This is a genomic window from Gardnerella sp. DNF01204 (assembly GCF_049244145.1).
In the GTDB taxonomy this organism is placed as follows: Bacteria; Actinomycetota; Actinomycetes; order Actinomycetales; family Bifidobacteriaceae; genus Bifidobacterium; species Bifidobacterium vaginale.
Genome location: NZ_CP058379.1, coordinates 25,459 through 48,358, shown reverse-complemented (window position 1 = coordinate 48,358; position 22,900 = coordinate 25,459). Strand labels below are relative to the sequence as shown.

General features: G+C 41.9%; 19 protein-coding genes and 3 tRNA genes. 3 read left to right on the top strand and 19 right to left on the bottom strand.

The genetic code is table 11. From position 1 onward, the window contains the following. Positions 1-130 precede the first annotated feature (130 nt). The 16 genes from HXT46_RS00215 to HXT46_RS00140 form a co-directional block, all read right to left on the bottom strand. The gene (locus HXT46_RS00215) at positions 131-442 is read right to left on the bottom strand and encodes a peptidase A8 (RefSeq protein ID WP_004113951.1); all 312 of its coding nucleotides are present in this window, start codon (positions 440-442) and stop codon (positions 131-133) included. A gap of 17 nt (positions 443-459) precedes the next feature. Further along, entirely contained in the window at positions 460-1,017 is a 558-nt protein-coding gene (locus HXT46_RS00210) for a DUF2599 domain-containing protein (protein ID WP_004116508.1), read from the bottom strand. Positions 1,018-1,252: 235 nt separating this feature from the next. Next, positions 1,253-1,468, bottom strand: a complete 216-nt coding sequence (locus tag HXT46_RS00205) for a hypothetical protein (protein WP_230846518.1) — start codon at positions 1,466-1,468, stop codon at positions 1,253-1,255. Positions 1,469-1,472: 4 nt separating this feature from the next. After that, positions 1,473-1,727 (bottom strand): hypothetical protein, encoded by a 255-nt coding sequence (locus HXT46_RS00200; protein WP_219620757.1) that lies wholly within the window; start codon positions 1,725-1,727, stop codon positions 1,473-1,475. Positions 1,728-2,005: 278 nt separating this feature from the next. Beyond that, positions 2,006-2,079, bottom strand: a tRNA-Gly gene (locus tag HXT46_RS00195). A 74-nt stretch (positions 2,080-2,153) separates the two neighbouring features. Further along, positions 2,154-3,227, bottom strand: coding sequence for a M48 family metalloprotease (locus HXT46_RS00190; RefSeq protein ID WP_421785989.1), 1,074 nt, complete (start codon positions 3,225-3,227; stop codon positions 2,154-2,156). Between the two features lie 176 nt (positions 3,228-3,403). Next, on the bottom strand, positions 3,404-4,903 hold the full coding sequence (locus HXT46_RS00185; protein WP_421785987.1) for an FAD-dependent oxidoreductase: 1,500 nt from the start codon (positions 4,901-4,903) through the stop codon (positions 3,404-3,406). 211 nt (positions 4,904-5,114) lie between these two features. Then, complete coding sequence (locus HXT46_RS00180) at positions 5,115-7,487, bottom strand: heavy metal translocating P-type ATPase (RefSeq protein ID WP_174142981.1); 2,373 nt, start codon at positions 7,485-7,487, stop codon at positions 5,115-5,117. Between the two features lie 273 nt (positions 7,488-7,760). Further along, positions 7,761-7,833: transfer RNA gene (locus tag HXT46_RS00175), tRNA-Ala, on the bottom strand. A gap of 32 nt (positions 7,834-7,865) precedes the next feature. Beyond that, positions 7,866-7,939 (bottom strand) — tRNA-Ile (locus HXT46_RS00170). 97 nt (positions 7,940-8,036) lie between these two features. Then, on the bottom strand, positions 8,037-8,516 hold the full coding sequence (locus HXT46_RS00165) for a Dps family protein (protein ID WP_004573592.1): 480 nt from the start codon (positions 8,514-8,516) through the stop codon (positions 8,037-8,039). Positions 8,517-8,566: 50 nt separating this feature from the next. Then, the gene (locus HXT46_RS00160; protein WP_004573593.1) at positions 8,567-9,868 is read right to left on the bottom strand and encodes a hemolysin family protein; all 1,302 of its coding nucleotides are present in this window, start codon (positions 9,866-9,868) and stop codon (positions 8,567-8,569) included. Positions 9,869-9,937: 69 nt separating this feature from the next. Beyond that, on the bottom strand, positions 9,938-10,768 hold the full coding sequence (locus tag HXT46_RS00155; protein WP_004113975.1) for a TIGR03943 family putative permease subunit: 831 nt from the start codon (positions 10,766-10,768) through the stop codon (positions 9,938-9,940). Beyond that, positions 10,765-11,859, bottom strand: coding sequence for a permease (locus HXT46_RS00150; RefSeq protein ID WP_421785984.1), 1,095 nt, complete (start codon positions 11,857-11,859; stop codon positions 10,765-10,767). The genes HXT46_RS00155 and HXT46_RS00150 overlap by 4 nt, the downstream gene beginning before the upstream one ends. Beyond that, positions 11,853-12,512, bottom strand: coding sequence for a carbonic anhydrase (locus HXT46_RS00145; protein ID WP_102720888.1), 660 nt, complete (start codon positions 12,510-12,512; stop codon positions 11,853-11,855). The genes HXT46_RS00150 and HXT46_RS00145 overlap by 7 nt, the downstream gene beginning before the upstream one ends. Before the next feature lie 188 nt (positions 12,513-12,700). Further along, positions 12,701-15,457 (bottom strand): phosphoenolpyruvate carboxylase, encoded by a 2,757-nt coding sequence (locus HXT46_RS00140; protein ID WP_004116485.1) that lies wholly within the window; start codon positions 15,455-15,457, stop codon positions 12,701-12,703. 186 nt (positions 15,458-15,643) lie between these two features. On the opposite strand from HXT46_RS00140, the gene HXT46_RS00135 reads away from it, so the two are divergent. After that, positions 15,644-17,416, top strand: a complete 1,773-nt coding sequence (locus HXT46_RS00135) for a threonine/serine ThrE exporter family protein (protein WP_065189339.1) — start codon at positions 15,644-15,646, stop codon at positions 17,414-17,416. Positions 17,417-17,550: 134 nt separating this feature from the next. Here HXT46_RS00135 and trpS read toward each other — a convergent pair whose 3' ends face one another. Further along, entirely contained in the window at positions 17,551-18,642 is a 1,092-nt protein-coding gene (gene trpS / locus HXT46_RS00130) for a tryptophan--tRNA ligase (RefSeq protein ID WP_421785981.1), read from the bottom strand. Between the two features lie 156 nt (positions 18,643-18,798). Here trpS and HXT46_RS00125 point away from each other — a divergent pair, with 156 nt between their 5' ends. Beyond that, positions 18,799-19,206, top strand: a complete 408-nt coding sequence (locus HXT46_RS00125; RefSeq protein WP_004113981.1) for a DUF3073 domain-containing protein — start codon at positions 18,799-18,801, stop codon at positions 19,204-19,206. Positions 19,207-19,261: 55 nt separating this feature from the next. On the opposite strand, the gene HXT46_RS00120 is transcribed toward HXT46_RS00125, so the two are convergent. After that, positions 19,262-19,705, bottom strand: coding sequence for a sterol carrier family protein (locus HXT46_RS00120; protein ID WP_004113983.1), 444 nt, complete (start codon positions 19,703-19,705; stop codon positions 19,262-19,264). A gap of 265 nt (positions 19,706-19,970) precedes the next feature. Here HXT46_RS00120 and HXT46_RS00115 point away from each other — a divergent pair, with 265 nt between their 5' ends. Next, positions 19,971-22,454, top strand: coding sequence for a glycogen/starch/alpha-glucan phosphorylase (locus HXT46_RS00115; protein WP_004113991.1), 2,484 nt, complete (start codon positions 19,971-19,973; stop codon positions 22,452-22,454). 200 nt (positions 22,455-22,654) lie between these two features. Here HXT46_RS00115 and HXT46_RS00110 read toward each other — a convergent pair whose 3' ends face one another. After that, a complete protein-coding gene (locus HXT46_RS00110) occupies positions 22,655-22,867 on the bottom strand; it encodes a hypothetical protein (RefSeq protein WP_004113993.1) in 213 nt (70 codons plus the stop codon). Positions 22,868-22,900: the final 33 nt, after the last annotated feature.

Here is a 22,900-nt window from a genome sequence, read left to right as displayed (position 1 = left end):
ACACACACTTCAGACTGAAATCAACAAATCACAATCAAACCAAACACAACATATAACAAACATAGCCTTCTGAATTTTAATTAAACTCAGGAGGCTATTATTATTTGATAAACTGTTTAATCTAGTTATTTTACATAGCTATTTTTTTACTCTTAAAAATAGCTATAGCAGCAATACTTACAACAAGAACAGCAAGAACAATCAATGGCGCCGTGAAATAATTTGTGTAGAACTCACGCACATCAATGTCTACAGAATTGATAGTCGCAGCATAAGATATATACGACAATACGCCTAATACAACATCAATAATTGCATACGCATATGCGTTTTTATACAATTCTTTAACTGACTTGCTGCTTTTAACCCAAAGCATTACAGACAAAACCAAACCTATTAACATTGATGCAACAGCAACAAATGCAAACAACATATCTAACATAAAACCCTCCTATTTTCTCAATTACATGTTATTGGATTAAAATGCTCTCTTGATGGTTCTAAATTATATGGAACTTTTAGCTTTCCATATCCTACATGACACTTAAACTGTCCGAGCATTGATTCATCTGCCCAAGGATACTTCCTCCACTCTTTGTCATTGCCAAATCTACTCTTTACCGTTTCCCAAGCCTTAGGACCAGTGGCATGAGCGGCGTGAGGAACAGTAACCCAATCTGTTGGCATTAAAGACAAAGAAACTAGCCCAGATCTGTTAATCCACTTGCCACTAGAAAACCACCTATTACTCCAAGTTGATGACTTACTTTCAGACATAAAACTATATGATGGATTGTAATTCGCCCTCAAATAAGCTATAACATCTTCTCTACTATGACCATAAATATTCTGTTTTGGATCATTCACCCAACTATCAATTTGTGAAGACGTCATTCCAGTTTCATTAAACAAACTTGCATCATTTTTATTTATACTATTTCCACTAGCAACGGGTATAGCAAACAACATAGAAATAGCTAATATCGATGAGCTGATTATAAAACTACATTTTTTCATAAAACCTCCTAACATCATGTATATGCTGCCATAGCATGTACAATATAATTTTAATTTAACTAAGATTTTCGTGTCAATACTAAAATATGTTGAGTAAAGTAGACAATTGTTAATGCTTTAGCATATCTATCATAATAATCAATCATTAATTGGAAAATCGTCATAATAAACATATACGACTTCAAAAAGCCATAGAATACCTGAACACATAGGCTCCAAATTCTAAACATTTTCATTAGATTTTATTCTTTGATAGCGCCTCCAACATTTTCTTTCTTTTTTGCAATGCAGATAAAATAATAAAAAATACAAGAGAAAAAACAAATAGAACTAGAAATATTAAAGTTAATATCCATGGGTTTTGTAATCCAAATCCCACCATAATAAACCCTGAACTTGTTTCATGCGCATCAAAAAACACACTACCAAAAAGGCCCAGATGACGACCCATCTCACTACCTTTTGTAAACATAAGTATACAATTCAGTACATAAATCCAAAGATGTACCAGGTTGAAAATTATCTGTGGGTTTACCAGAAGCAAAATCAATAATGCGTGCCGAATACCAGTACCCCGAAAGTCGGTAGTAGTTACGTGTCGAAAGCACGTGAGTCGCCTGTGCAACATTTTTAATCTCCATGCCACGTGAGCATAAAAGAGCTACCTGATCAGTATAACTTTTATAAGGCTTAATCGGTTTACTGGTCACAACTCCTCCCGACGAAAAGGACCAGCCCTGGACTCCCACCGAAGTGGGTAGCGGAACTGGTCTTGTTGTTTACTACGATAACACGCATACCAGTCAAGTGCTTATAAAACCTGTCGACATGTGAGAAAATACTCAGCAGACACAATACCTACGAATGTGGTTGGGAATCAATTCTCAAGAAATCCAGCCCTCCTACTAACACGACTAGAGGTCTGAACTGTTGTTATGAGCATGATGCCTCAGCGCATACGCCCTCATATTCCACTTATACATCACGGTGGAGCGGACAACGGGAATCGAACCCGCCTCTGAAGCTTGGGAAGCTTCCATTCTACCGATGAACTATGTCCGCATGTTCGGCTGCTGGCGATTAATACCTTCAAATGACTCGATTAATCAATCTAGACAACAAACCATATAAGGATATCATGCTCCGCTTACGGCTACAACTACACTAGGAAATCTTCTCCCATATCGGATGTTGAATACAGATTCAGACTTATCAAATTCATCTGGTCTTGCAGCAGCTTCATTTTCATAAGACATTTCCGCATACCCAGAATACTCAGCATTATCCTCTTGCGACTTAGCCATTAGTCTCAAGAAGTTAACTCGCTCTTTAACAGCTGACTGATGAGAAAACATCTTCAATAATTTTGATTTATCATCTTCAAATGGATTTACAATCATCAGCGAAGACATTGCCTGCAATCCATCGGCTCTACTCATCTCATGTATTTTTGCACCGTAAGAAATTTTATTCAGAGCAGAAGCCAAAGCTGCAGGATCTCCCGTAAGCATTCCAGCGCTTTTATCTGCGTCAAATTCGCGTCTTCTAGAAACCACCAGCTTAATCATCAATGCTCCAACTGGCACAAAAATCACATTTAAAACTTGACCAACAATCTTTAACACTGGGCAACGGCTTTTAGAAGATTCTGATCTAACAGCAAACTCACTATCAGCAGTATGCTTCTTTTTGGAATACGTAAGAACATAGCCAACATAAGTCATAATTGTCGCAATAGCTGAAGCAATAGTGGAATTCAAAATATCATGATTATAAATATGAATCAGCTCATGACTTACAACTCCACGCAACTCACGCTCATTCAGAATGTTTAAGAGTCCACGCGTACAACAAATAACAGCATGTCTTTCACTGCGACCAATTGCAAAAACATTAGGACTATCCATTGGAGCAACGTAAAGATGCGGCATCGGTCTTTCGATTCTCGCAGAAATCTCGCGAACAATACCATACAAGACTGGCTCTTCATCTTCACTGACTTCTATAGCATTCACCATGCGAATTGCGAGCTTGCTAGAAAGCCAATACGTACACACACTGAGAATTATTCCTAAAACTACAAACCAAATCAGCATAGGCAAGCGCAATCCACAGGCAGCCCAAATTAAGGCAAGAATCAACCAGATTACTGAGAACAGTGCTGCTGTTTTCAGATAATTGCGGCATCGCATTCCTATATTGCTGAACATGTTTACGATTCTAATAATCGGAACTGTAATTTTGCTGAATGAAAACTGTATATTTATAATTAATATGTTTAAGATTAATGCTAATTAGTGTATTTAAGATTTATAATCTGTTAACAAGTGGTCACTAAACGTTTTGCAAATGTGCATAACGTAAGTGACCACTAAAAATTAACAAACTATTGTTGATGATTCGCTATATCTATAAGCATTTGCTTAGATACAACTTTTTTGCGAGCGCGATTTTCTGCCATACCAGATTCAACTTCAAAATCGTCAACTCTTTTCCACCCATCAAAATCAACTACATCCACGCCTCTGGAAGCGAGAAGATTTTCGATAGATTTAGGCTCTCTATCTTCAGCAAATCTTCCTCTTAGAGAATTGGATTTAGAATTATCACCATCGAAATTATCACCATCGCCTGCAGCTAAATCTTCCAACATATTTGCCACTATTTGCAAAGCGTCTGACTTTGTGGAACCAATTAATCCAACAGGTCCTCGCTTAGCCCAGCCAGTTGCATACAAGCGTGGACGCACAACATCACCATCTGGATCAGTTACTATGCGACCATCTTTATTCGCAAGAAGAGTTTTGTTCTCATCGTAAGCAACGCCAGAAACCTTAGCAGGCTTATATCCAATCGCATGGTAAACCGCTTGAACAGGGTATTCTTCAAACTCTCCAGTACGAGTCATTTTTCCGTCCGCGCTTGTAACTGTACGCTCTACTCGAATAGCGCGCACTCGCCCATCTTCTCCCAGAATTTCAACTGGATCAGAATTGAAGTGAATAATATAGCGTCGACTTGCAGGATTGCCTTCAAAATCAACGTTTCCACCATCTTCCATATCTTCGCTCAAATCGCGTATAGCAAAAAGCTCTTCTACCATTTGACGAGTCAATTTGTCTTTTCCAGCAACATCAATCGTTTCGTCATCCAAGTCAAAATCGTTTTCATTTACAACTATTTGCACGCCAGAAAGCTTTTCCATCTCGCGCAATTCTTGCACAGAGAATTTAGCTTGAGCAACGCCTCGTCGAATAAACAAGTGCAATGTTTTAGCCTGGTTTTTAAGCAAACCATTGTAAACGTCGTCGGAAATGTCCGTGTGCTCGCGGAGATAATCCGCATCTCGCAAAAGCTCGCGCGCAACATCCATAGCAACGTTTCCGCCACCAATAACAGCCACTTCGCTTGCATCAAGCGGCCACGTGCGCTCACTGGTAGGATACCCGTCGTACCATTCCACAAATTTTGCAGCACCATACACGCCGCACAATGAGGAGCCTGGAATATTAAGCGGCTTATCTTCTACAGCGCCCGTAGCAAACAGAATTGCATCGTAGCGAGGCAACAAATCGTCTAATGTAATATCTTTGCCAAATTCAACATTCGCATACAAGTGAATATTTGGATTATCAAGCGTTTTAGCCAAAGCATCTGCAATGAATTTTATGCTCGGATGGTCTGGCGCAACTCCATATCGAACCAGCCCGAATGGAACTGGTAGTTTTTCAAATAAATCGATTCTAGCGCTCGTACCTAATCCCATTTCGTCACCCAATTTTTTAAGCTGACGAAGAAAAATATCTGACGAGTATATTCCAGCAGGCCCCGCGCCAATAACTGCGATTCGCAATTCGCTCGCATCCGCATTATAATTCGTTTCCATAAAATTTCCCCATATTGAGTATTTCAAGCATTCTTAAGCATTTTTGAACTCTTTTGTAAACTGTTTTATAAGTCGCTTCCTTAAATGCTCCACTACTTAGACTAGCGCCTTGACTCATTCAAGAAAAGACCAAAGTGAATATTGTCACTTATATACATTTTGCTTATGCGTGCTTGTAACTTGTGACTTATGCACATATGCACATTTACTCTTACGCGCGCTTTCCTTTCAACGCTGTAAGCGCCCATAAAATTGACACAACATCAATCATCTCTTGCATCATAGCTCCAAGAACCGCAGGAATCAGCCCAAAAGCCGCCGCAATCATGCTTATAACAGCTAATCCAATTCCCAACATAACAGCTTGAACCATAACACGCTTCGTGTGTTTTGCAACACTTACAGCGTTTGCTACAGCATAAATGTTGTTGTTCATAATCACAACTTGCGCGCACTCCGAAGCCGCTGTATCGGTGCCATCAGTCAAAGCCACACCAATGTTTGCTGCAGCCAAAACAGGAGCATCGTTTACGCCATCTCCAACCATCATCGTTATGCTACATTTTTGTGTTTTTCCGACAGAAAAGTCGAAAGCATCCGTGCTCAGTAAGCTTGTGCTACCTTCCGAATACTTATTATCTGCATTAACACTATCCGTATTCTTATAGTGCTGTTTTACGCACTCAAGCTTGTCTTCTGGAAGCAAATTCGCTTTAACATGCTCGATTCCAACGCTTTTTGCTATTGTTTGAGCCGCTTGCAGACCATCTCCAGTAAGCATGCTTATTGAACGAACACCAAGCTCCTTTAGTTTTTGAATCGTAGATTTTGCATTTTCTCGAGGCACGTCTTTTAGAACAATTCGCCCAACAAGTTTGCCATCAAAAGAAACGTATGTTGCCATTTCGTCGGCAGAAAGCTCTTCAAAATTGCTTTCTATTTTTGATATATTTTCTACATTTGCACGTTTGGCTTTATCTTCGGTTGCTGGCGACTCATCCTCGGGATTGCCAGCTGACGCCTGCAAAACGTATTTTTTGCGACCTACTCTAACGTTTACGCCATCCACACTTGCGCATATACCTTGACCAGCAGTTTCTTTAACACCGCTTATAACTGGGTATTCACGCACGCTTGGAAGTTGCGGAACGGCAGATGGATGCGTGTTTTGCCAAAGATCCGATCCAGCTTTTGCAATTCCTCCTGCAAGAATGTGCTGTGAGTATGTTTCCAGGACACCAGCAAACATTAGTATCCTATTTTGCAACCCACTATTTTCTTGATTTTCCTGATTTTCGCTATCTTGATGATTCGCTAAATCCACTCTAACAACTTGAGGCTGTTTAACAGTAAGCGTTCCCGTTTTGTCAAAGAACACATCTGTTACTCGGCTTAGCTGCTCTAAAACATCTTGGCTTTTTACCACAATACCAAGTTTTGCAAGTCTTCCTGTTCCTGCCATAAACGCCACTGGAACAGCTATCAAGAGCGGGCAAGGAGTAGCTAGCACCAAAACTTGCGCAAATCTTAAAGCCTGACCAGATGCAGCCCAAGCAACGCCTGCAATAACAAATGAAAGCACAGTAAAAGGCACAGAAAGCATATCCGCAAATCGCACTACTGCAGCTTTAGAAGATCTTGCAGATTCAACCAACTTCATGATTTTTTGATATTGCGAATTTTGCGATAACTTAGTTACGCGCATAATCAACACAACACCGCCATTTACGCATCCAGACAACACTTGCGCGCCAGCAAACACTTCACGCGGAAGCGACTCGCCATTTATTGCGCTTGTGTCTAGAACAGCGGAACCGCTTAAAAGCTCACCGTCTACAGGAACTGTTTCTCCTGGAAGAACAACTATTACATTGCCGATTTTTAGATCTTCAACTGGAACTGTTTTGTATCTTTGTAATTGGCTAGAAGACTTTACATCTTGCAATATTGGGCATTCTTTAGAGTTATTGTTACATTTTTTACACGATTCGCAACTAGTAAAATCTTTATGTTCTTGCAATGCCTCTAGCGAAGATTCATTGCTTACTTTTCTAAAATGACTATGATCGAGCAAAGCACATTGCTCACAAGATTCACCACACACTATTCCAGGAAGTGTCATTAAATGCGCGGTTTGCGGAGATGCGTTTACTAAAAGAGATAGATTTTTTTGCGCTGCATCTTGCGCAAAGTCTTCGATTGCTTCGCCTGTAAACACCATTACAACAATCAAATAACTTGCCCAAAATTCGCCTATACAAAGCGTTGCAAGCAATGCAACAAACGCAAGCAAGTCAATTCCAAGTGTGCCATGCATTAAATCATCAATCATACTTAAAAGCGACTTAACACATGTGTATAAAACTAAACATGTTATTATACTTTGCCCGATTGTAAGGCTTATTTGCACATTAAAATCAACGTTTATTAACGAAAGTAAGAAAGTAAACGTCTTGCTTATAGCTTTGCAAAAATCGAGTATAAAAGTCAGATTTCTAGAATAAAACGCCGCAATAAACGGGAACAAAACTAAAACTATTACTAATTGAGGAGCACGACGGCAATACGATAAAAGTTTACGCATACACTTTCCTTACGCTGATCAGGCTAACCGCTTAAGACGCTGCTAACACACGATTTCACGCCTTGTTAACCCATTGAGCATCCACTTAAGCATGCGCAATACACGGCGTAAAGATATCTATATTCATTTATTGGTATTCAGTTTAGCAAAACACCTTGATGAGAAACATTCTCATATAACAAAATGCGCGCAAGAACAAGAAACACGCGAAAGAAGACGATAATACGAATATATGAAAAAAGGTTTCTAGCGATCGGCTAGAAACCCTATTTGTGGAGCTAAGGAGACTCGAACTCCTGACCCTCTGCTTGCAAAGCAGATGCGCTACCAGCTGCGCCATAGCCCCATTGGAGAAAAAGAACAAAATGCTCAATTTCGTGGGCCCGGGAGGACTTGAACCTCCGACCTCATCCTTATCAGGGATGCGCTCTAACCACCTGAGCTACGGGCCCAACTTGTATGTCGAAAACATACAAGTAGTTAGATTAGCACATGAAACAAAAATGTCAAATAGCAAATCTAAGCGTGTCGCAAAATTATTCTACAAAATTATTCTAAATGACTGCGCATAAACCACTGGAACTTTTCAAGCTGCTGAACATGATCTTGAATAATATTAGAGCTAACAATATCAAGATCATCAAGCTGAGAAATTGCCTTACGATCATCTGCAATCATATCGTTGTAATACTCAATTAATGCTTGCAAATACTCTTTGGTGGACTTTCTACCACTAAGAGCAAAACGCTTCCAAGTGCGCGAAGCTACAACATCGTCTGCGCGACCAAGTGGGGATCCACCAAGCGTTGCAATTCGCTCAGCTGTTTCATCGGCTTGAGCTAAAACTTCTGCAACCTGAGGATCAAGCATTTCATGAACCGCAATAAAGTCTGGACCCGTAACATTCCAATGTGCATGCTTTAAGACTAAAGCAGCTTCCTGCTCATGGCTTAAGCGATTCTGCAAAATATCGATTGCTTTCTCACTAGCCGATTCGTCAAGACCTGGCACAATATGAGTTAAAGCCATATTAGTATCCTCCATTTTTTGTTTATTTTTGTTTAATTTTATTCAAATCTTTAATTTACTTCGGTTTTTCTGACTTCAATCGTAGCTATTCTACGCCCATCAACCTCCGTAACTGTCATATCGTAGCCATCCGCATCGTGCAAAATAGCTCCAACCTTGCCCATTGAGCCAGTGTGAGCAAGGAAATAGCCTGCAACAGTTTCATAAGGTCCATCCTCTAGCTCAATTCCAGTCACATCTGCGAAATCTTCTATAGTCATTCCACCGTCAACTGTAGCAACCCCGTTTACAAACACAGTAGCTTTACTATCACGCTTCAAATCTGACTCGTCTGGCAAATCGTATTCATCTCTAATATCTCCAACCAATTCCTCGGTCATGTCTTCAAGAGTTACGATGCCATCCGTTCCGCCATACTCGTCAATAACAACAGCAAGATGTATTCCGCGTTTTCTAAGCATCTCCAAGCTTGGAAGCAATTTAGACGTTCCAGGAAGACTTATTCCTTCTCGAGTTACATCTGCAACTGTTTTAGCATTAGGATCTCTAACATCTAACAAATCGCGTACATGCACAAATCCAATAACATCGTCAAAATCTTTGCCTGTTACAGGATATCTAGAATATGGCAATTCTCTAATTTTTGCAGCAGCTTCTTCAAGACTTAAAGATCCGTCCAAAAACTCAACGTCTGCACGAGGACGCATAACTTCGGCAACAATCGTTTCAGAAGCATCAAAAACATCGTCTAAAATTGTTCGCTCATCTTGGCTAAGCTTTTTATTCGAGTTAACTAAAACACGTAGCTCTTCGTCGGAAACTTCACTTTCCTTTTCGTTTGGATCGAATCCAAGAAGTCTCACAAAACCGTTGGTGTTCTTAGCAATCAACCATATTAAAGGCTTGCATATTTTGGAGAATATATCTACTGCTGGAACAACTGCTCGAGCGATTTGCTCAGAGCGCTGCATTGCTATTCTCTTTGGCACAAGTTCAGAAATTACTATTGAAAAATACGATATTATAAGCGTTAAAACAATAGTCGTTAATGGTCCAGCAACATGATCTGGAACTCCCCAAGACTTTACAATTGGCACAATATGAGGCGCGATTGCAGATTCACCAAAAGACGCCGAAAGAAATCCCGAAAGCGTAACTCCGATTTGAAGAGTGGAAAGAAAAGTGTTTGGATCTCGAGCTATTTTTGCAACTCTTTTCCCACGAGCATCCTGCGTTTCCATGCGGTCTAATTGCGACGATCGCAAATTAACAAGCGCAAGTTCGGTTGCTGCAAATATGGAACCAAACAAAAGGAACACAACAATGAGTGCAATGTTAAAACCCAACGACATACTTGCTATCTTAGTTGAATTTAACATATATAAAAAGCTTTGTGCTTAATATCGGAATAATATACACAATCAGGTTCTATAAAAATAACCGGATGGAGCTTTACTTATCTCTTTAATGGATTCAACTTTAAGAACCACACCTTTGTGTGAATATCCACTAACACCAATATTCCCAAGTGAGATATTAGCTTTTACAATCACCCATTGGTGATTTTTAAATCGTAAGTTTTTAGAAAAATCTGCAACAAACCCAAACGGAGACATATCTAGAATGCAGCAAGACATAAATTGTCTAGATATGCGAACCTGATTTTTAGAAAGCGTGTTTTCTCGACTTATAAAACCTTTTACCACAATTTCATATCCCTGGTATTTCTCTAAATTATGGTCAATTTCGTCATACCAATTTCCAAAATCATCGTCTGAAATAATAATTTTTTTATTAGCTACGTCTAGTCCTCTTAAAGTTTTTTTATTATTTTTACGATTAGACGCGATTGCTATTGCGCGCCCAGAGGCGTACTCGTCAAAACCTGCAGACTTTGTAAAACCTTGATCTAATGCTGATTTTGACATTTGAAGTGGAATTAAAATCACGAGCATTGGAATTATTAGGGAAACAAGAATGCGTTTAGAATCTTTTGCAAAAACTGGAATAATACCAAAAAGCGAGCAAATTCCCAAAACAAAAAGCAAAATCGCAGCAAAAATAAGGTATACGAATGCGCGCGGAGTGGTAAGGATTGTGTAGCATCCGCTTAATGCGCTCCACATTAGTGTGGCTGAAAAGCAAATCAAACACAACGATTGCGCAATATGAGCAAAAGTAATTTTATGCTTAGTTTGCTTGCAATCTGCATTATTACAATCAACATTGCATACAACATTTACACTACTCATAGCATCACACCCCATGCAAGGTGAACAAGAAGCGCTGCGAGTAAGCAAATAACAACAATAGTTGCTGTTAGACGTATCACAAATTTCCCTTTAAAATCTTCAATAAGCATAAGAGTGTTTTTTATGTCTAGCATTGGCCCAAAAAGCAGAAAAACAATTACTGAACTCATTGGAAGAGAAGCAGCCAAAGAGCGCGCAATTACTGCGTCGGAGCTTGAACATAAGGAGCTTGCGTATGCTATTAGCATCATTGCTGGAATCGCCACAAAAACTGTTGTTGTGTTTATTTTTGATGCAGGATCTGCGCCAAGCCAAACGCGAATAATCGAAGCTACAGTTGTTCCAAACAATATTATTGGCATTAATCGCATAAAATCCGCATAGACGTGATGAGCATAAATTTTTAAATGATCTTTAAAACTTATTAAAGGCCCATCATTATTGTCAAAATCACATGAATCACATGTTGATCCACATGATTTTATGAAAAATTTTTCCCTTAAAACTTGTGATTTTACAGGAAAAATCACAAAACTAATTCCCACTAAAAGAGCCACACCAACACCCAAAGCCAATCGAGTCACAGCAACTGCTGGAACGTCCGCAAATGCGTACCAAGTAGCCCAAATAGAAACAGGATTTACCACTGGCACAGCGCATAGAAATGTCACAGCACAAGGCAATGGCAGCTTTCGCGCAACAAGACGAGAAAACGTTGGAACAACAACACAATCACATACTGGCACACAGACTCCAGCAAGAATTGCAGCCAAAAAGCCGTTTGCAATAGACTTTGGAGCGTGTTTTTCAATAAAATCTGCCGTAATCCACGTTTCTACAGCAGCAGAAACAAGCACGCCAATTAGCGTAAAAGGAACAGCTTGTAAAAGCAGCCCAGCAACACCCATAATAATAGTGTTTACAGGCATCCAAGGGTTGCGCGCTTGCAACGCTGGAAACATTGCAATAATCAAAGAAATAAAAGGAATCCCTATAATCAAATATAGATAGTTTGCAGAATTTGCTTGTTCTGCTTTACTTGCTTTTTCTACTTGGCTCGTTGTTTTTGCTTCGGTTTCTGTTTTTAGCATGACAACACTTCCACCAAGCCGTCACTCATTCGATACCTTGCTCCAACAAGCATCAAAGCGTCTTTGAAAACAGCTTCGCGAATTATTTGTGATTTTTCACAAATTTCAGCCAAAATATTAGACACGTGAATACGTTCAATATCATCTGTATCTAAATTTTCCTCAACACCTGCGAGCGCAGCAGACCCTAAAGAACGCAGCAATATTGACTCACTCGACTCAATTATTTCGCTTGTTTTATCTTCGCCGTATTCAGAAACCAGCTTTTGCACGTTCGGCAAAACAGCCTTTACGGCGCCGCAATGCTCATGCCCAAGCACAACCAACACTTTTACTCCCAAATCACTTACAGCGTATTCTAGCGAAGCTATTACGGCATCATCCAACACTTCTCCAGCTGTGCGAACAGAAAAAATATCGCCCAAACCGGCGTCGAATATAAATTCTGGAGCAACTCGCGAATCTGCGCACGAAAGCACAACAGCTCCAGGATGCTGACCGTCAATAAGTTTCATGCGCGATTCTGAATTTACGCCTGCATGCGCTGAATTGCCGTCTGCAAATTTGCGATTCCCTGCAAGCATTGCGCTTAATACCGATGTAGCTAAAACTGAATCTTCATTAGCAAAATCTTCGCTGACTTCTTCTTGCATTATTATCTCCTACACTGGCATTGGCAATATTTTCAGTTGTTTAAAGTTTAAAATTTTTGACTTAGAATATATTGTATCTTTCGTAGTAAATAAGAATTTTGTTTAAGAATATAATCCTATTATCAAAAAAGCTCCCGTATTGCAATTCGCAAATACGAGAGCCTTCTTGATTCAGTAATTTATTAAAATCATCCAGTGTTTTGCAAGCCTGCAGCAACACCGGAAACAGTGCAGAGAATCAGGTAGATGAACTCTGCTTGCTGGCTTTCGCTCAATTCTTCCTTATCCACCTTATTGCGAAGCTTATGCAAAGCAAGTGATTGAATTACAGAAAGCGCGTCCACGTAAGGCGAGCGCACGCGAATCGCCTGGCCAAGCACATGGCGATGTTGCAACGGCCATTTATCTCCAACAATTTGCAAAACCCACTTGCGAGTAAGTTGCATTTCCGAAAGCACTTTATCGCTTAAATCTTCGCGATCTCCAAGGCTTAGATACATGCGAGCAATTCGCTCGTCTGTTTTAGCCAAAGACATCTCAATGTTGTCAATAAAAGTACTAAACAGCGGCCATTCTTCGTAAGCTCTGCGCAGAGTTTCCAAGTCGCCAAACTTTTCGCAAGCTGTACCCAAGCCGTACCACGCTGCCAAGTTGATTCGAGCTTGCGCCCAAGAGAAAACCCACGGGATTGTGCGCAAATCGTCCAAAGACTTTGCACCAAGACCGCGCTTTGCAGGGCGAGATCCGATTGGGAGCAAACCAATCTCACTAAGCGGAGTAACGGTTGAGAACCAAGGCGTAAAGTCATCTGTTTGAAGCAAATCAATAAAACGATTATGCGCTGCAACATCAAGCTTTTGAGCCATATCCGCATACTTATGAGTCATTTCCGTGTTGGTTTTCTCAACGCTTGGAGCAGATTGAAGCAAAGTTGCTGCAGCTACTGATTCCAAGTGACGAATGGCAAGAATTGGGTTTCCGTAGCGAGCAAAAATAACCTCACCTTGTTCAGTAAGCTTAAATCGGCAATTTACTGAACCAACTGGTTGAGCAAGAACAGCACGGTTTGCAGGACCACCGCCTCGTCCAACAGCTCCTCCTCTGCCGTGGAATAGTGTCAAATCAATGTCATGATCTTTAGCCCACTGTGCAATACGTTCTTGAGCAGAATGTAATGCAAGTGTTGCAGAAGTAGGACCTGCGTCTTTGGAAGAATCGGAGTAGCCGAGCATAACTTCCATCTTGCGACCAGTAGCCTTCAGTCTAGCCTGAACTTCTGGAATCTTAATGATTTCCTCAAGAACATTAACCGAATTCTGCAAATCTTCTAGCTGCTCAAAAAGTGGTATCACGTCAATTGTTGGAGCATCCTGTGGATGCGCAAACGCAAGGCGATTAAGCTCAAATACATCGCGAACATGCTGAGCAGACTTTGCAAACGAAATAATGTAGCGGCGAGCTGCACGCATACCGTTGCGCTTTTGAATTGCTCCAAGCGCGCGGAATGTGTCTAGAACTTCGCGAGTCATTGGCTGAAGCGGTCCACGCTCCCCGTGCAAACCATGTTCGCGAATATCTTCCAATGCGCGCGAATGCACGAGCGAATGCTGACGGAACTCCATCTCCACCATGTGGAATCCAAAGGTTTGCGCCTGCCAGATCAAATCCTGCAATGGTCCATATGCTGCTCGAGCATCTCCAGCCTCAGCAAGCGAACGTTGCACTATCCGCAAATCTTCAATGAACTCTTCGCAAGAATGATACATCAAGTCTGTATTGCGGCTAATCGTGTGGTGTAATCGATCTGCCATCACAAGCATAACGGCTCTATGCGGCTCGCTGTTAGATACGTCGGACGCGTTTTCAGTGAGCTGCTCGCTCATTTCCCTCTGGCGGTTCCAAAGTTCCAGCAGCTCAACGCTTGGAGGCGTTGTGCGTGTTTCCATAGTCAGGCATTTGCCAACTTCGCGCGTGCGTTCTTCCAGCGCTTTCAAAACGTGGTTGCTAAACTTGCTCGCAACCTGCCTACTTACCTTTGCTGTAACGTTTGGATTTCCGTCTCTATCGGATCCAATCCAGCTTCCTGGATGGAAGAATGCTGGGCATCGCGGTGGCACTAATCCAGCTTTTTTGCCCAAAAGCCAATCGTCAAATCTGCGATAAACCAACGGAATTGTGTTGAATAATGTTGCGTCGAATATATCGAGTATTGTGTCTGCTTCTTCAACTGGTGTTGGTTTTTTAAGAGCAATAGGCGAGGTGCGGAGCAATGCGTCTATCTCGTTGTATAGACGCCTGTAGTTTTCGCGCTTATCTGATCCTCCTAGCCTATTGTGTTTGCTTAGAAGCTTTGATATTCTGCGGATTTTACCAGCTACAGCTTTTCGTCTTGCTTCGGTTGGATGCGCTGTGAAAACTGGATGGAATTCAAGCTTATTTAGCAGTTCCTTAGCTTGCGCAGGGCTCATTTCCGTGAGCAACTTGTGGTATGCGCATGTTAGCTCGTTAACTGGGTCTACGGGATTAGATTCTTCTACTTCGCATTCGCGTTGGTGCAGCACGGAGACCCTGTAGTTTTCTTCACAAAGGTTTGCTAAGTGGAAGTATGTAGCAAACGCACGCGCAAGAAGCTGCATATCTGGCAAATCCATGCCGTTGATTTTTTCTACAGCTTTGTTTAGCCCGTCGTCTTCTGTTCCTTGTGCATCAACCATTTGTGCGAAGTGTGCTGTGCTTGCGTTTACTGCGTTTAATCGCACTTCGTCGAATACTGTTAAAAGTTTTTCATCAAATTCGCCTAATACATCGCGCAGAATATGTAAGCATAAATCCATGTCTTGCTTAAGCGATGCTGGCAGTTCGCGCTCTTCAGGTCCTTTTCGTCCTAGTCCAGACGTAACTATTGTTGCGTCTGCTGGAGTCACCTGTTGATTTTGAGTTGTCATCAGACCTCCTTGTGCTAGTCATAAGGTTGCTTGGTCGTTTGACTTCCGCGGCTCCTCCGCGGTTATTTAGGTCAAAAGTTGCAAGCCCACAGCCTTTGTTCCCAGCGAGATTCCAAAATAATTGTGAACCGACCTTAGGACTGATTTTTTCTATAAATAGGCTACGCGCTGCGTATACTAAAAATTGTGAGCATAGAAGAGAATAACGCTGATAGTAATTCAAACAGTAATATAGGCAATACTCCACAAATACTTTCTACTGGTCATATAGTAGGAAAGCCTTCTGGGCGCTTTCAAACGCACGCGATTCCGCTAGATATGGAAGATGTTGAGCGCGATTGGGATAAACCAGTTACGGAAGCTGGGATTGCAGCAAAATCCAGCATTATTATTCGAGTTGGCGCTTTAGGTTTAGGCGCAGGAACTGGAAGCTACCGCGTTCGCGAGCTTATGCACCGCGTTGGCGAACCTATGGGTGTAAATGTTCGTGCAGACGTTAATTTAACCGATATTGAGGCTACTTGCACAGATAAGCATGAGCGCATTACCGAAGTTGTTGATCTGCCTACTACTGGCGTAAATACGGAGAGAATTTGGCTTCTCGAACATTTTGCAGATTGGTTTAATGTTAAACTTGGAAACGATTCCTTATACCATTCAAAGGCAGCTGTTTCTAAGGAGTTGGTGGACACTCTTCAAGCTAGCAGCAATGAGAATGCGATTGTTCAAACAGCTAAGCAGTCGGAGGAGCACGCTGCAAAAGTCGAAGAAAAAATGGCAATTCAAGAGGCGATTCGCAAAGAAAAACCTCGTGGAATTTTTGCGCTTCAACCAGAAAGAACGTATGCTGAGCATTTTTCTCACGTTCAAAATGTCAAAAATGTTCAAAATTCTCAAAATAATTTGAATTTAGATCTTAAAAACAATTCCGCCGCTTTATCTAATCAAAATCCCGCTTGCGATTCTTCCGCGCCGCTTACTGTTCGTCAAGTTCACGACCGTCTCGATTTAATTAAAAATCGCAAGCCTCTTTATAAACCGTGGTTCGCTGGTCTTGCATCTGCAGTAGCATGCGCATCCTTCGCATTTTTGCTCGGCGGCGGCGCTTACGATATGCTTGGTGCTTTTATTGGAGCTGGCATTGGTCATTATGTTAGAAGACGCATGTTTATGCATCATCTAAACCAATTTGTTGTAACGTTTATTGCTGTTGCTGTTGGCGCTTTGAGTTGCATTGCTTCTCTTCGACTTGTTGGATGTTTTGATCCTGCTGCCTTACACCACAATACAGCTTATATCGGTTCTGTTTTGTTTGTAATTCCAGGTTTTCCTCTTATTACAGGCGGCTTAGATATTGCTAAGATTGATTTTCCTTCTGGCATTCAGCGACTTTGCTACACAATGGCGATTATTCTAATGGGTACTCTTGCTGGCTGGATGGTTGCAAGCCTTGTTCAACTTAATCCCCAAGGCTTTACTCCACTGGGCTTAAATCCTTGGCTTAATGCTGTTCTTAGAATGATTACAGCGTTTGCAGGCGTGTGGGGATTCTCCGTTCTGTTTAATTCTCCTCAAAGAATGTGTTTCGTTGCTGGAATAATCGGCGCGATTACCGATACTTTGCGCTTAACTATGGCTGATTTTGGTATTGCTGCAGAAATCGCAGCATTTACTGGCGCTTTGCTTGCTGGTCTTTTGGCTTCCGCTTGGCGATCTGTAGTTCATAGGGGTTGGGCGCCTCAATATTTGGGCTATCCGCGTATTGGTCTTACTGTTCCATCTATTGTGATTATGGTTCCTGGACTTTATATGTATCGTGCAATGTTTTATCTTGGACAGTTTAATACTCTTCCTGCTTTAGATTGGACTTTCCGCGCTTTTATGGTGATTATTTGCTTGCCATTAGGACTTGCTGTTGCGCGAGTTATAACAGATAAAAGCTGGCGATACGACATTTAGTTATATCGAAAATAAAAAGATAAAACGAATAGTATAAACCTAAACAAAAACGCCCAGCGACCACTGGGCGTTTTATTTATATGCAATCAAGCAAGAATTAATCAGATTTAATTATTGCTAATCAACATTGTTAATCAATACTTCATGTTCATTGCTTCGCGTACTTGATCAAGTGTTTCTTGCGCAATCGCAGCAGCTCTTGCATTTCCATCGTGCAAAATATCTCTCACAGCGTCCATATCTTTTGCCAATTCCGCACGACGCTCGCGGTGTGGAGCAAGGAAGTTGTTTACAGATTCAATAACGTACGCTTTTAGTGCTCCTGCACCTGCGTCACCAATTTCTTGCGCAATATCTTTTGGATCTCTGCCAGTAACCAATCCAGCAGTAGTCAAAAGAGCAGAAACCTGTGGGCGAGCCACTGGGTCGAATGTAATTGTGCGCTCAGAATCAGTTGGGCTTTTCTTAATCAGCTTCGCTGTGTCTTCTGCGGTTGCGCCTAGCATAATCGAGTTTCCGTAAGACTTACTCATTTTGCGTCCGTCTAATCCTGGGATTTCTGGCGTATCCGAAAGAATCGCAGCTGGCTCTGGGAAAACAGGATTCTTCTTTGCGTATCTCTCATTAAACCTACGAGCAATCGTGCGCGTAATTTCAATGTGTGGCAAATTATCTTTTCCAATTGGCACAACATTTGCTTTGCAGAACAAAATATCGCAAGCTTGATGCACTGGGTATGTAAGCAAAAGTCCTGTTAAAGCATGACCAGAAGCCTCCATTTCGGCTTTAACAGTAGGATTTCTATGCAATTCGGCTTCTGTAACTAAAGACAAAAATGGCAGCATAAGCTGATTTTCTGCAGGAACAGCGGAGTGTGTAAAAATCATTGTTTTCTTAGGATCAATTCCAGCAGCCATATAATCAAGAACAAGATTTAGTACATTATCTTCTACGTGTTCAACAGTGTCTCTATCTGTAATCACCTGATAGTCTGCAATAATCACGTTTGTGTTTACGCCAAGATTTTGCATTGCGACACGCTCACGTATCGAACCGAAGTAGTGTCCTAAATGAAGTCTTCCTGTTGGTCTATCTCCTGTGAGCATAGTAAAGGAGCTAGGATTTGCTTTTAGCTTCTCAAGCGTTGCGTCTGAACGTTTTTGAGCTGCTACAAAGCTTGCATTTATTTCATTTCCAGCAGCCGTAACTTGTGCTTCTTCTGACATTTCTAACTCCTTACGCACGCGATTTTTCTTGCGATTTTTAAGCCTAAAAATATGGCTTTTATCGTAAAAGTCCACTCAGACAATATACTCGGTTGCGGCACAGTGGTACGCTCTTGTGTGATGAATTGATTGTTTCGGTAAATTAGAGGGGGTCAGATGGGCCGCGGACGACAGAAGGCAAAGCAACAGAAAATTGCCCGTAAGCTCAAATACCTGACGACCGATACGGATTATGACGAGCTTGCTAAGGAGCTTAATACTCACGAGCCTGGTCAGGGATCCTTCGATCCGTTTGAATCTGATAATTATGATGAATCTAAAGATTATCTTGATAAGGAAGAAGATTCGTCTGATTTTGCTGATGATAGCGATTCTAAAGACGCTAATGAAGAGCAAGACTCGTGCGATTCTGTTCCTTGCAACGATGACGATTTAGACGATTACGCTAAGTGGGCTGCTGAAGCAGCTGCGTCTGCAGCCAATAAAGATAAATCGTCCGGCAATTCTGGCACGGTCCACCACCATATTCCTATGCCTATGCCGAATTTTATGCATAAGAAGTAATTTAAAAAATAATAAACAAGTAATTGTTTAATTAAATTGTTGAATTAAATTATTCTCATGCAAGAGATTTTGTGAGTTCGGGCAGCAGATTGCTTAGGTTATCTCGCTCTCCAATTGCACTTATGTTGCCAATTTGCTGCTCGTAATTCCATTTTGTTATTCCACAGGAAAGCCGCAACCAAACATCTGGGTCTAGTTCTATAACATCAGGCGGCGTTAAATTATGCGGATCTGATTGTGGACCTTCTAGGATTTTTATAGCTCCCCAGGGCGCTACTCTTACCTCTACAGCAAATCCAGGCGCTATTGATTCCAAAACATAAAGAGAATACCTAACAGCCATTGCTTCATCATCTCTACTAACTTCAAGAATTTTGCTGTTAATACATGTGAAATTTTCCTTATCTTGCAAAGATTTCACATACGCCTTCGCCTTATTTTCCCATAATTTAAATGATTCTTTAGCGCGATTTATATCTTTTTCTCTTATAACTGTCATATTTGAATTATCTCATGAATTACATGACTATTGTTTGTGATTTTGGTAGCGTTTTATCAAAGTCTGATAAAAGTTTAATAAAAGTCATATTGTGAATAATTCTTAATAAGTGTTTGGGGTTGTGATATCATCAACAATGAAAACGTGTGCATTGCCGCGTACCGTCTTGTTAAGTGCAATTTGGCGCGGCTACAACCAACATAATCAAGGGTTGCTATTCGCACATTTTAGGTAAATATATTATTCACGGCACAAGGAGTCAAATATGACTAAACACGTCGCGCCGAAAGCCAAGACAACTGCGGCGACATTTGCCAAAGAACTTCAAGAACATCTGAAGTACACTCAAGGTGTCACGCCAGAACAGGCCACTACGGCTGATGTGTATGTTGCCGCTGCTACCGCGGTCCGTCGCCACTTGATGGACTCTTGGATGCAGACCCAGCATGACATGATTAACGGCAACACCAAGGCTGTGGGCTATTTGAGCGCAGAGTTCTTGATGGGCAAGCAGCTTGAGAACGCTTTGCTTAACGCTGGTCTTACTGACCAGTTCAACAAGGCTGTAACTAAGCTTGGTTTCGATCCAAAAGCTGTTATCGATGCTGAGTATGAGCCAGGTTTAGGTAACGGCGGTTTGGGTCGTCTCGCAGCCTGCTTCATCGATTCGCTCGCCTCTATCGGCGTGCCAGCATTTGGCTACGGCATCCAGTATCGTTACGGAATTTTTAAGCAGCGCTTCGACGAAGATGGTAAGCAGGTAGAAACCCCTGATTACTGGCTTAGCAACGAAGAGCCATGGGGTCACATCGATTACGGTCGAGATCAGCGCGTTAACTTCGGCGGCGAAGTTGTTGAAGAAAACGGTAAGCGCGTTTGGAAACCAGCTTGGTCTGTTCGCGCAGTTCCAGTTGATTACATGGTTCCAGGATACAACTCTGGTCGCGTAAACACTCTTCGCTTGTGGACTGCAAAGTCTTACGACGAATTTGATTTGCTCACCTTCAACAAGTCTGAGTACTTGGATGCTGTTAAGCCACAGGTTGCAGCAGAAAACATTTCTAAGATTCTTTACCCAGAAGATTCCACTCCAGAAGGCAAGGCTTTGCGTCTTGAGCAGCAGTACTTCTTCGTAGCTGCTTCTATTCATGATGCTATCCGCGTATTCTATCCAGGTCAGGATAAGCCGGATCTCACCACCTTCCCAAGCAAGATCAACTTCCAGTTGAACGATACTCACCCAGTTATCGGTATTCCAGAGCTTATGCGCGTTCTTATGGACGAGTACGGCTACGATTGGAACACCGCTTGGGGCATTACCACCAAGACCTTCAACTACACTTGCCACACGCTTCTTCCAGAAGCTTTGGAAGTTTGGCCAGCAAAGCTTATTGGCGAACTTTTGCCACGCCACCTTGAGATTATTCAGGGTATCAGCGAGCAGTTCCGCAATGAGCTTCGCGGTAAAGGCGTTGCTGAGGATCAGGTTGAGCGCATGCGTATCGCTACCGACGCTGACGAAAATGGCGAAGGTGCTGTAGTTCGCATGGCTTACTTGGCTACCTACGGTGGTTCTTATGTTAACGGTGTTGCTGAGCTTCACTCTGAGTTGTTGAAGGATGTCACTTTGAAGGACTTCTCCAGCGTTTACCCAGATAAGTTCAAGAACGTTACTAACGGCGTAACTCCTCGTCGCTTTGTGCGCTTGAGCAACCCACGCATGTCTGCCCTTATTACTGAGGGCTTGGGCACCGACGCATGGCAGGGTGATTTGGAGCTTCTTGAAGGTTTGAAGCCATTGGCTGACGATCCAGCATTCGTTAAGAAGTTTGCTGAAGTTAAGAAGCAGAACAAGCTTGCCTTTGTTGATTTTGCAAAGCACAAGTATGGCTTTGAAATCAACCCAGATACTATGTTTAACACCATTGTTAAGCGTTTGCACGAGTACAAGCGCCAGTCCATGAAGATCCTCCAGGTTATCTCCACATACGCTGGAATCAAGAATGGCACAATCGACGTAGACAAGATGCTTCCACGCACCGTGTTCTTCGGCGCTAAGTCCGCTCCAGGCTATGCTATGGCAAAGCTTACGATTCAGCTCATCAACAATGTTGCTCGCGTTGTGAACAACGATCCAGCATGCAAGGGCAAGCTCGCAGTGTTCTTCCCAGAGAACTACAACATTGAACTTGCTATGAACTTGATTCCTGCCACCGATTTGGATGAGCAGATTTCTCAGGCCGGTAAGGAAGCTTCCGGTACTGGTAACATGAAGTTCGCTTTGAACGGTGCTTTGACTGTTGGTACTCTCGACGGTGCAAACGTTGAGATTCGTGAACGCGTTGGCGCTGAGAACTTCTTCCTCTTTGGTATGACTGTTGACGAGGTTGAGAAGCTCTATGCTGAAGGCTACGATCACGGCGACTCCCGCAAGTACTACGAGTCTGATCCTCGATTGAAGACTGCTGTAGACATGGTTGCTGACGGCACATTCTCCAATGGTGACAAGAGCGCGTATGAGCCACTCGTTAATGATTGGCTTACTCACGATTACTTCATGGCAATGGCTGACTTTAGCTCTTACATGGATATTCAAGCTCAAATTGAGGAAACTTACCGCGATCCTATGAAGTGGGCTCGCATGGCAGTTTTGAACGTAGCCAACTCTGGTTACTTCTCTTCTGATCGCTCTATCGAAGATTACCTCGATCGCATTTGGCACACTGGCGCTCTTCCAACTGCTGAATAATTATGTAAAAGCATTTTAAAAATTGCTTTAATAAAAAAGTCTGTGACTAGCGTTTGTTGGTCACAGCCTTTTTTATTTATAAAAATAATTAAAAATAAATATCAAAATAAAAAAAAATAAGGTGTGAAACTATGCACTATAAGTGCAGAACTTCACACCTTATATAGCTAAAAATCTGAGTATAAGAATTTTAATTCTATCTAAGCCTCAACTGGCTTAGCTACTTCAGATTCTTCCTTATCTGTTTTTTCAGCACCTAAATCGATTGGTGAAGAGCTGTTCTCCCATGGCTGCTCCCATGGATCATAATCAGGATTATGCTGCTTGTATACATACAATGCTGCAATACCTGCGAGCAGTGCTCCAAAGAGCAGTGCAAAGAACTTCCAACCGCCAGAGGACCTGTTCTCCATGATGGCTCCTTTCGTCAAGCTGACCTGCTCGTC

Excerpts from the sequence above, each read along its gene's own strand:
- HXT46_RS00215 (WP_004113951.1), bottom strand. The coding sequence starts at position 442 with ATGTTAGATATGTTGTTTGCATTTGTTGCTGTTGCATCAATGTTAATA.
- HXT46_RS00210 (WP_004116508.1), bottom strand. The coding sequence starts at position 1,017 with ATGAAAAAATGTAGTTTTATAATCAGCTCATCGATATTAGCTATTTCT.
- HXT46_RS00205 (WP_230846518.1), bottom strand. The coding sequence starts at position 1,468 with ATGGGTCGTCATCTGGGCCTTTTTGGTAGTGTGTTTTTTGATGCGCAT.
- HXT46_RS00190 (WP_421785989.1), bottom strand. The coding sequence starts at position 3,227 with ATGTTCAGCAATATAGGAATGCGATGCCGCAATTATCTGAAAACAGCA.
- HXT46_RS00185 (WP_421785987.1), bottom strand. The coding sequence starts at position 4,903 with ATGGAAACGAATTATAATGCGGATGCGAGCGAATTGCGAATCGCAGTT.
- HXT46_RS00180 (WP_174142981.1), bottom strand. The coding sequence starts at position 7,487 with ATGCGTAAACTTTTATCGTATTGCCGTCGTGCTCCTCAATTAGTAATA.
- HXT46_RS00165 (WP_004573592.1), bottom strand. The coding sequence starts at position 8,516 with ATGGCTTTAACTCATATTGTGCCAGGTCTTGACGAATCGGCTAGTGAG.
- HXT46_RS00160 (WP_004573593.1), bottom strand. The coding sequence starts at position 9,868 with ATGTCGTTGGGTTTTAACATTGCACTCATTGTTGTGTTCCTTTTGTTT.
- HXT46_RS00155 (WP_004113975.1), bottom strand. The coding sequence starts at position 10,768 with ATGAGTAGTGTAAATGTTGTATGCAATGTTGATTGTAATAATGCAGAT.
- HXT46_RS00150 (WP_421785984.1), bottom strand. The coding sequence starts at position 11,859 with ATGCTAAAAACAGAAACCGAAGCAAAAACAACGAGCCAAGTAGAAAAA.
- HXT46_RS00145 (WP_102720888.1), bottom strand. The coding sequence starts at position 12,512 with ATGCAAGAAGAAGTCAGCGAAGATTTTGCTAATGAAGATTCAGTTTTA.
- HXT46_RS00140 (WP_004116485.1), bottom strand. The coding sequence starts at position 15,457 with ATGACAACTCAAAATCAACAGGTGACTCCAGCAGACGCAACAATAGTT.
- trpS (WP_421785981.1), bottom strand. The coding sequence starts at position 18,642 with ATGTCAGAAGAAGCACAAGTTACGGCTGCTGGAAATGAAATAAATGCA.
- HXT46_RS00125 (WP_004113981.1), top strand. The coding sequence starts at position 18,799 with ATGGGCCGCGGACGACAGAAGGCAAAGCAACAGAAAATTGCCCGTAAG.
- HXT46_RS00120 (WP_004113983.1), bottom strand. The coding sequence starts at position 19,705 with ATGACAGTTATAAGAGAAAAAGATATAAATCGCGCTAAAGAATCATTT.
- HXT46_RS00115 (WP_004113991.1), top strand. The coding sequence starts at position 19,971 with ATGACTAAACACGTCGCGCCGAAAGCCAAGACAACTGCGGCGACATTT.
- HXT46_RS00110 (WP_004113993.1), bottom strand. The coding sequence starts at position 22,867 with ATGGAGAACAGGTCCTCTGGCGGTTGGAAGTTCTTTGCACTGCTCTTT.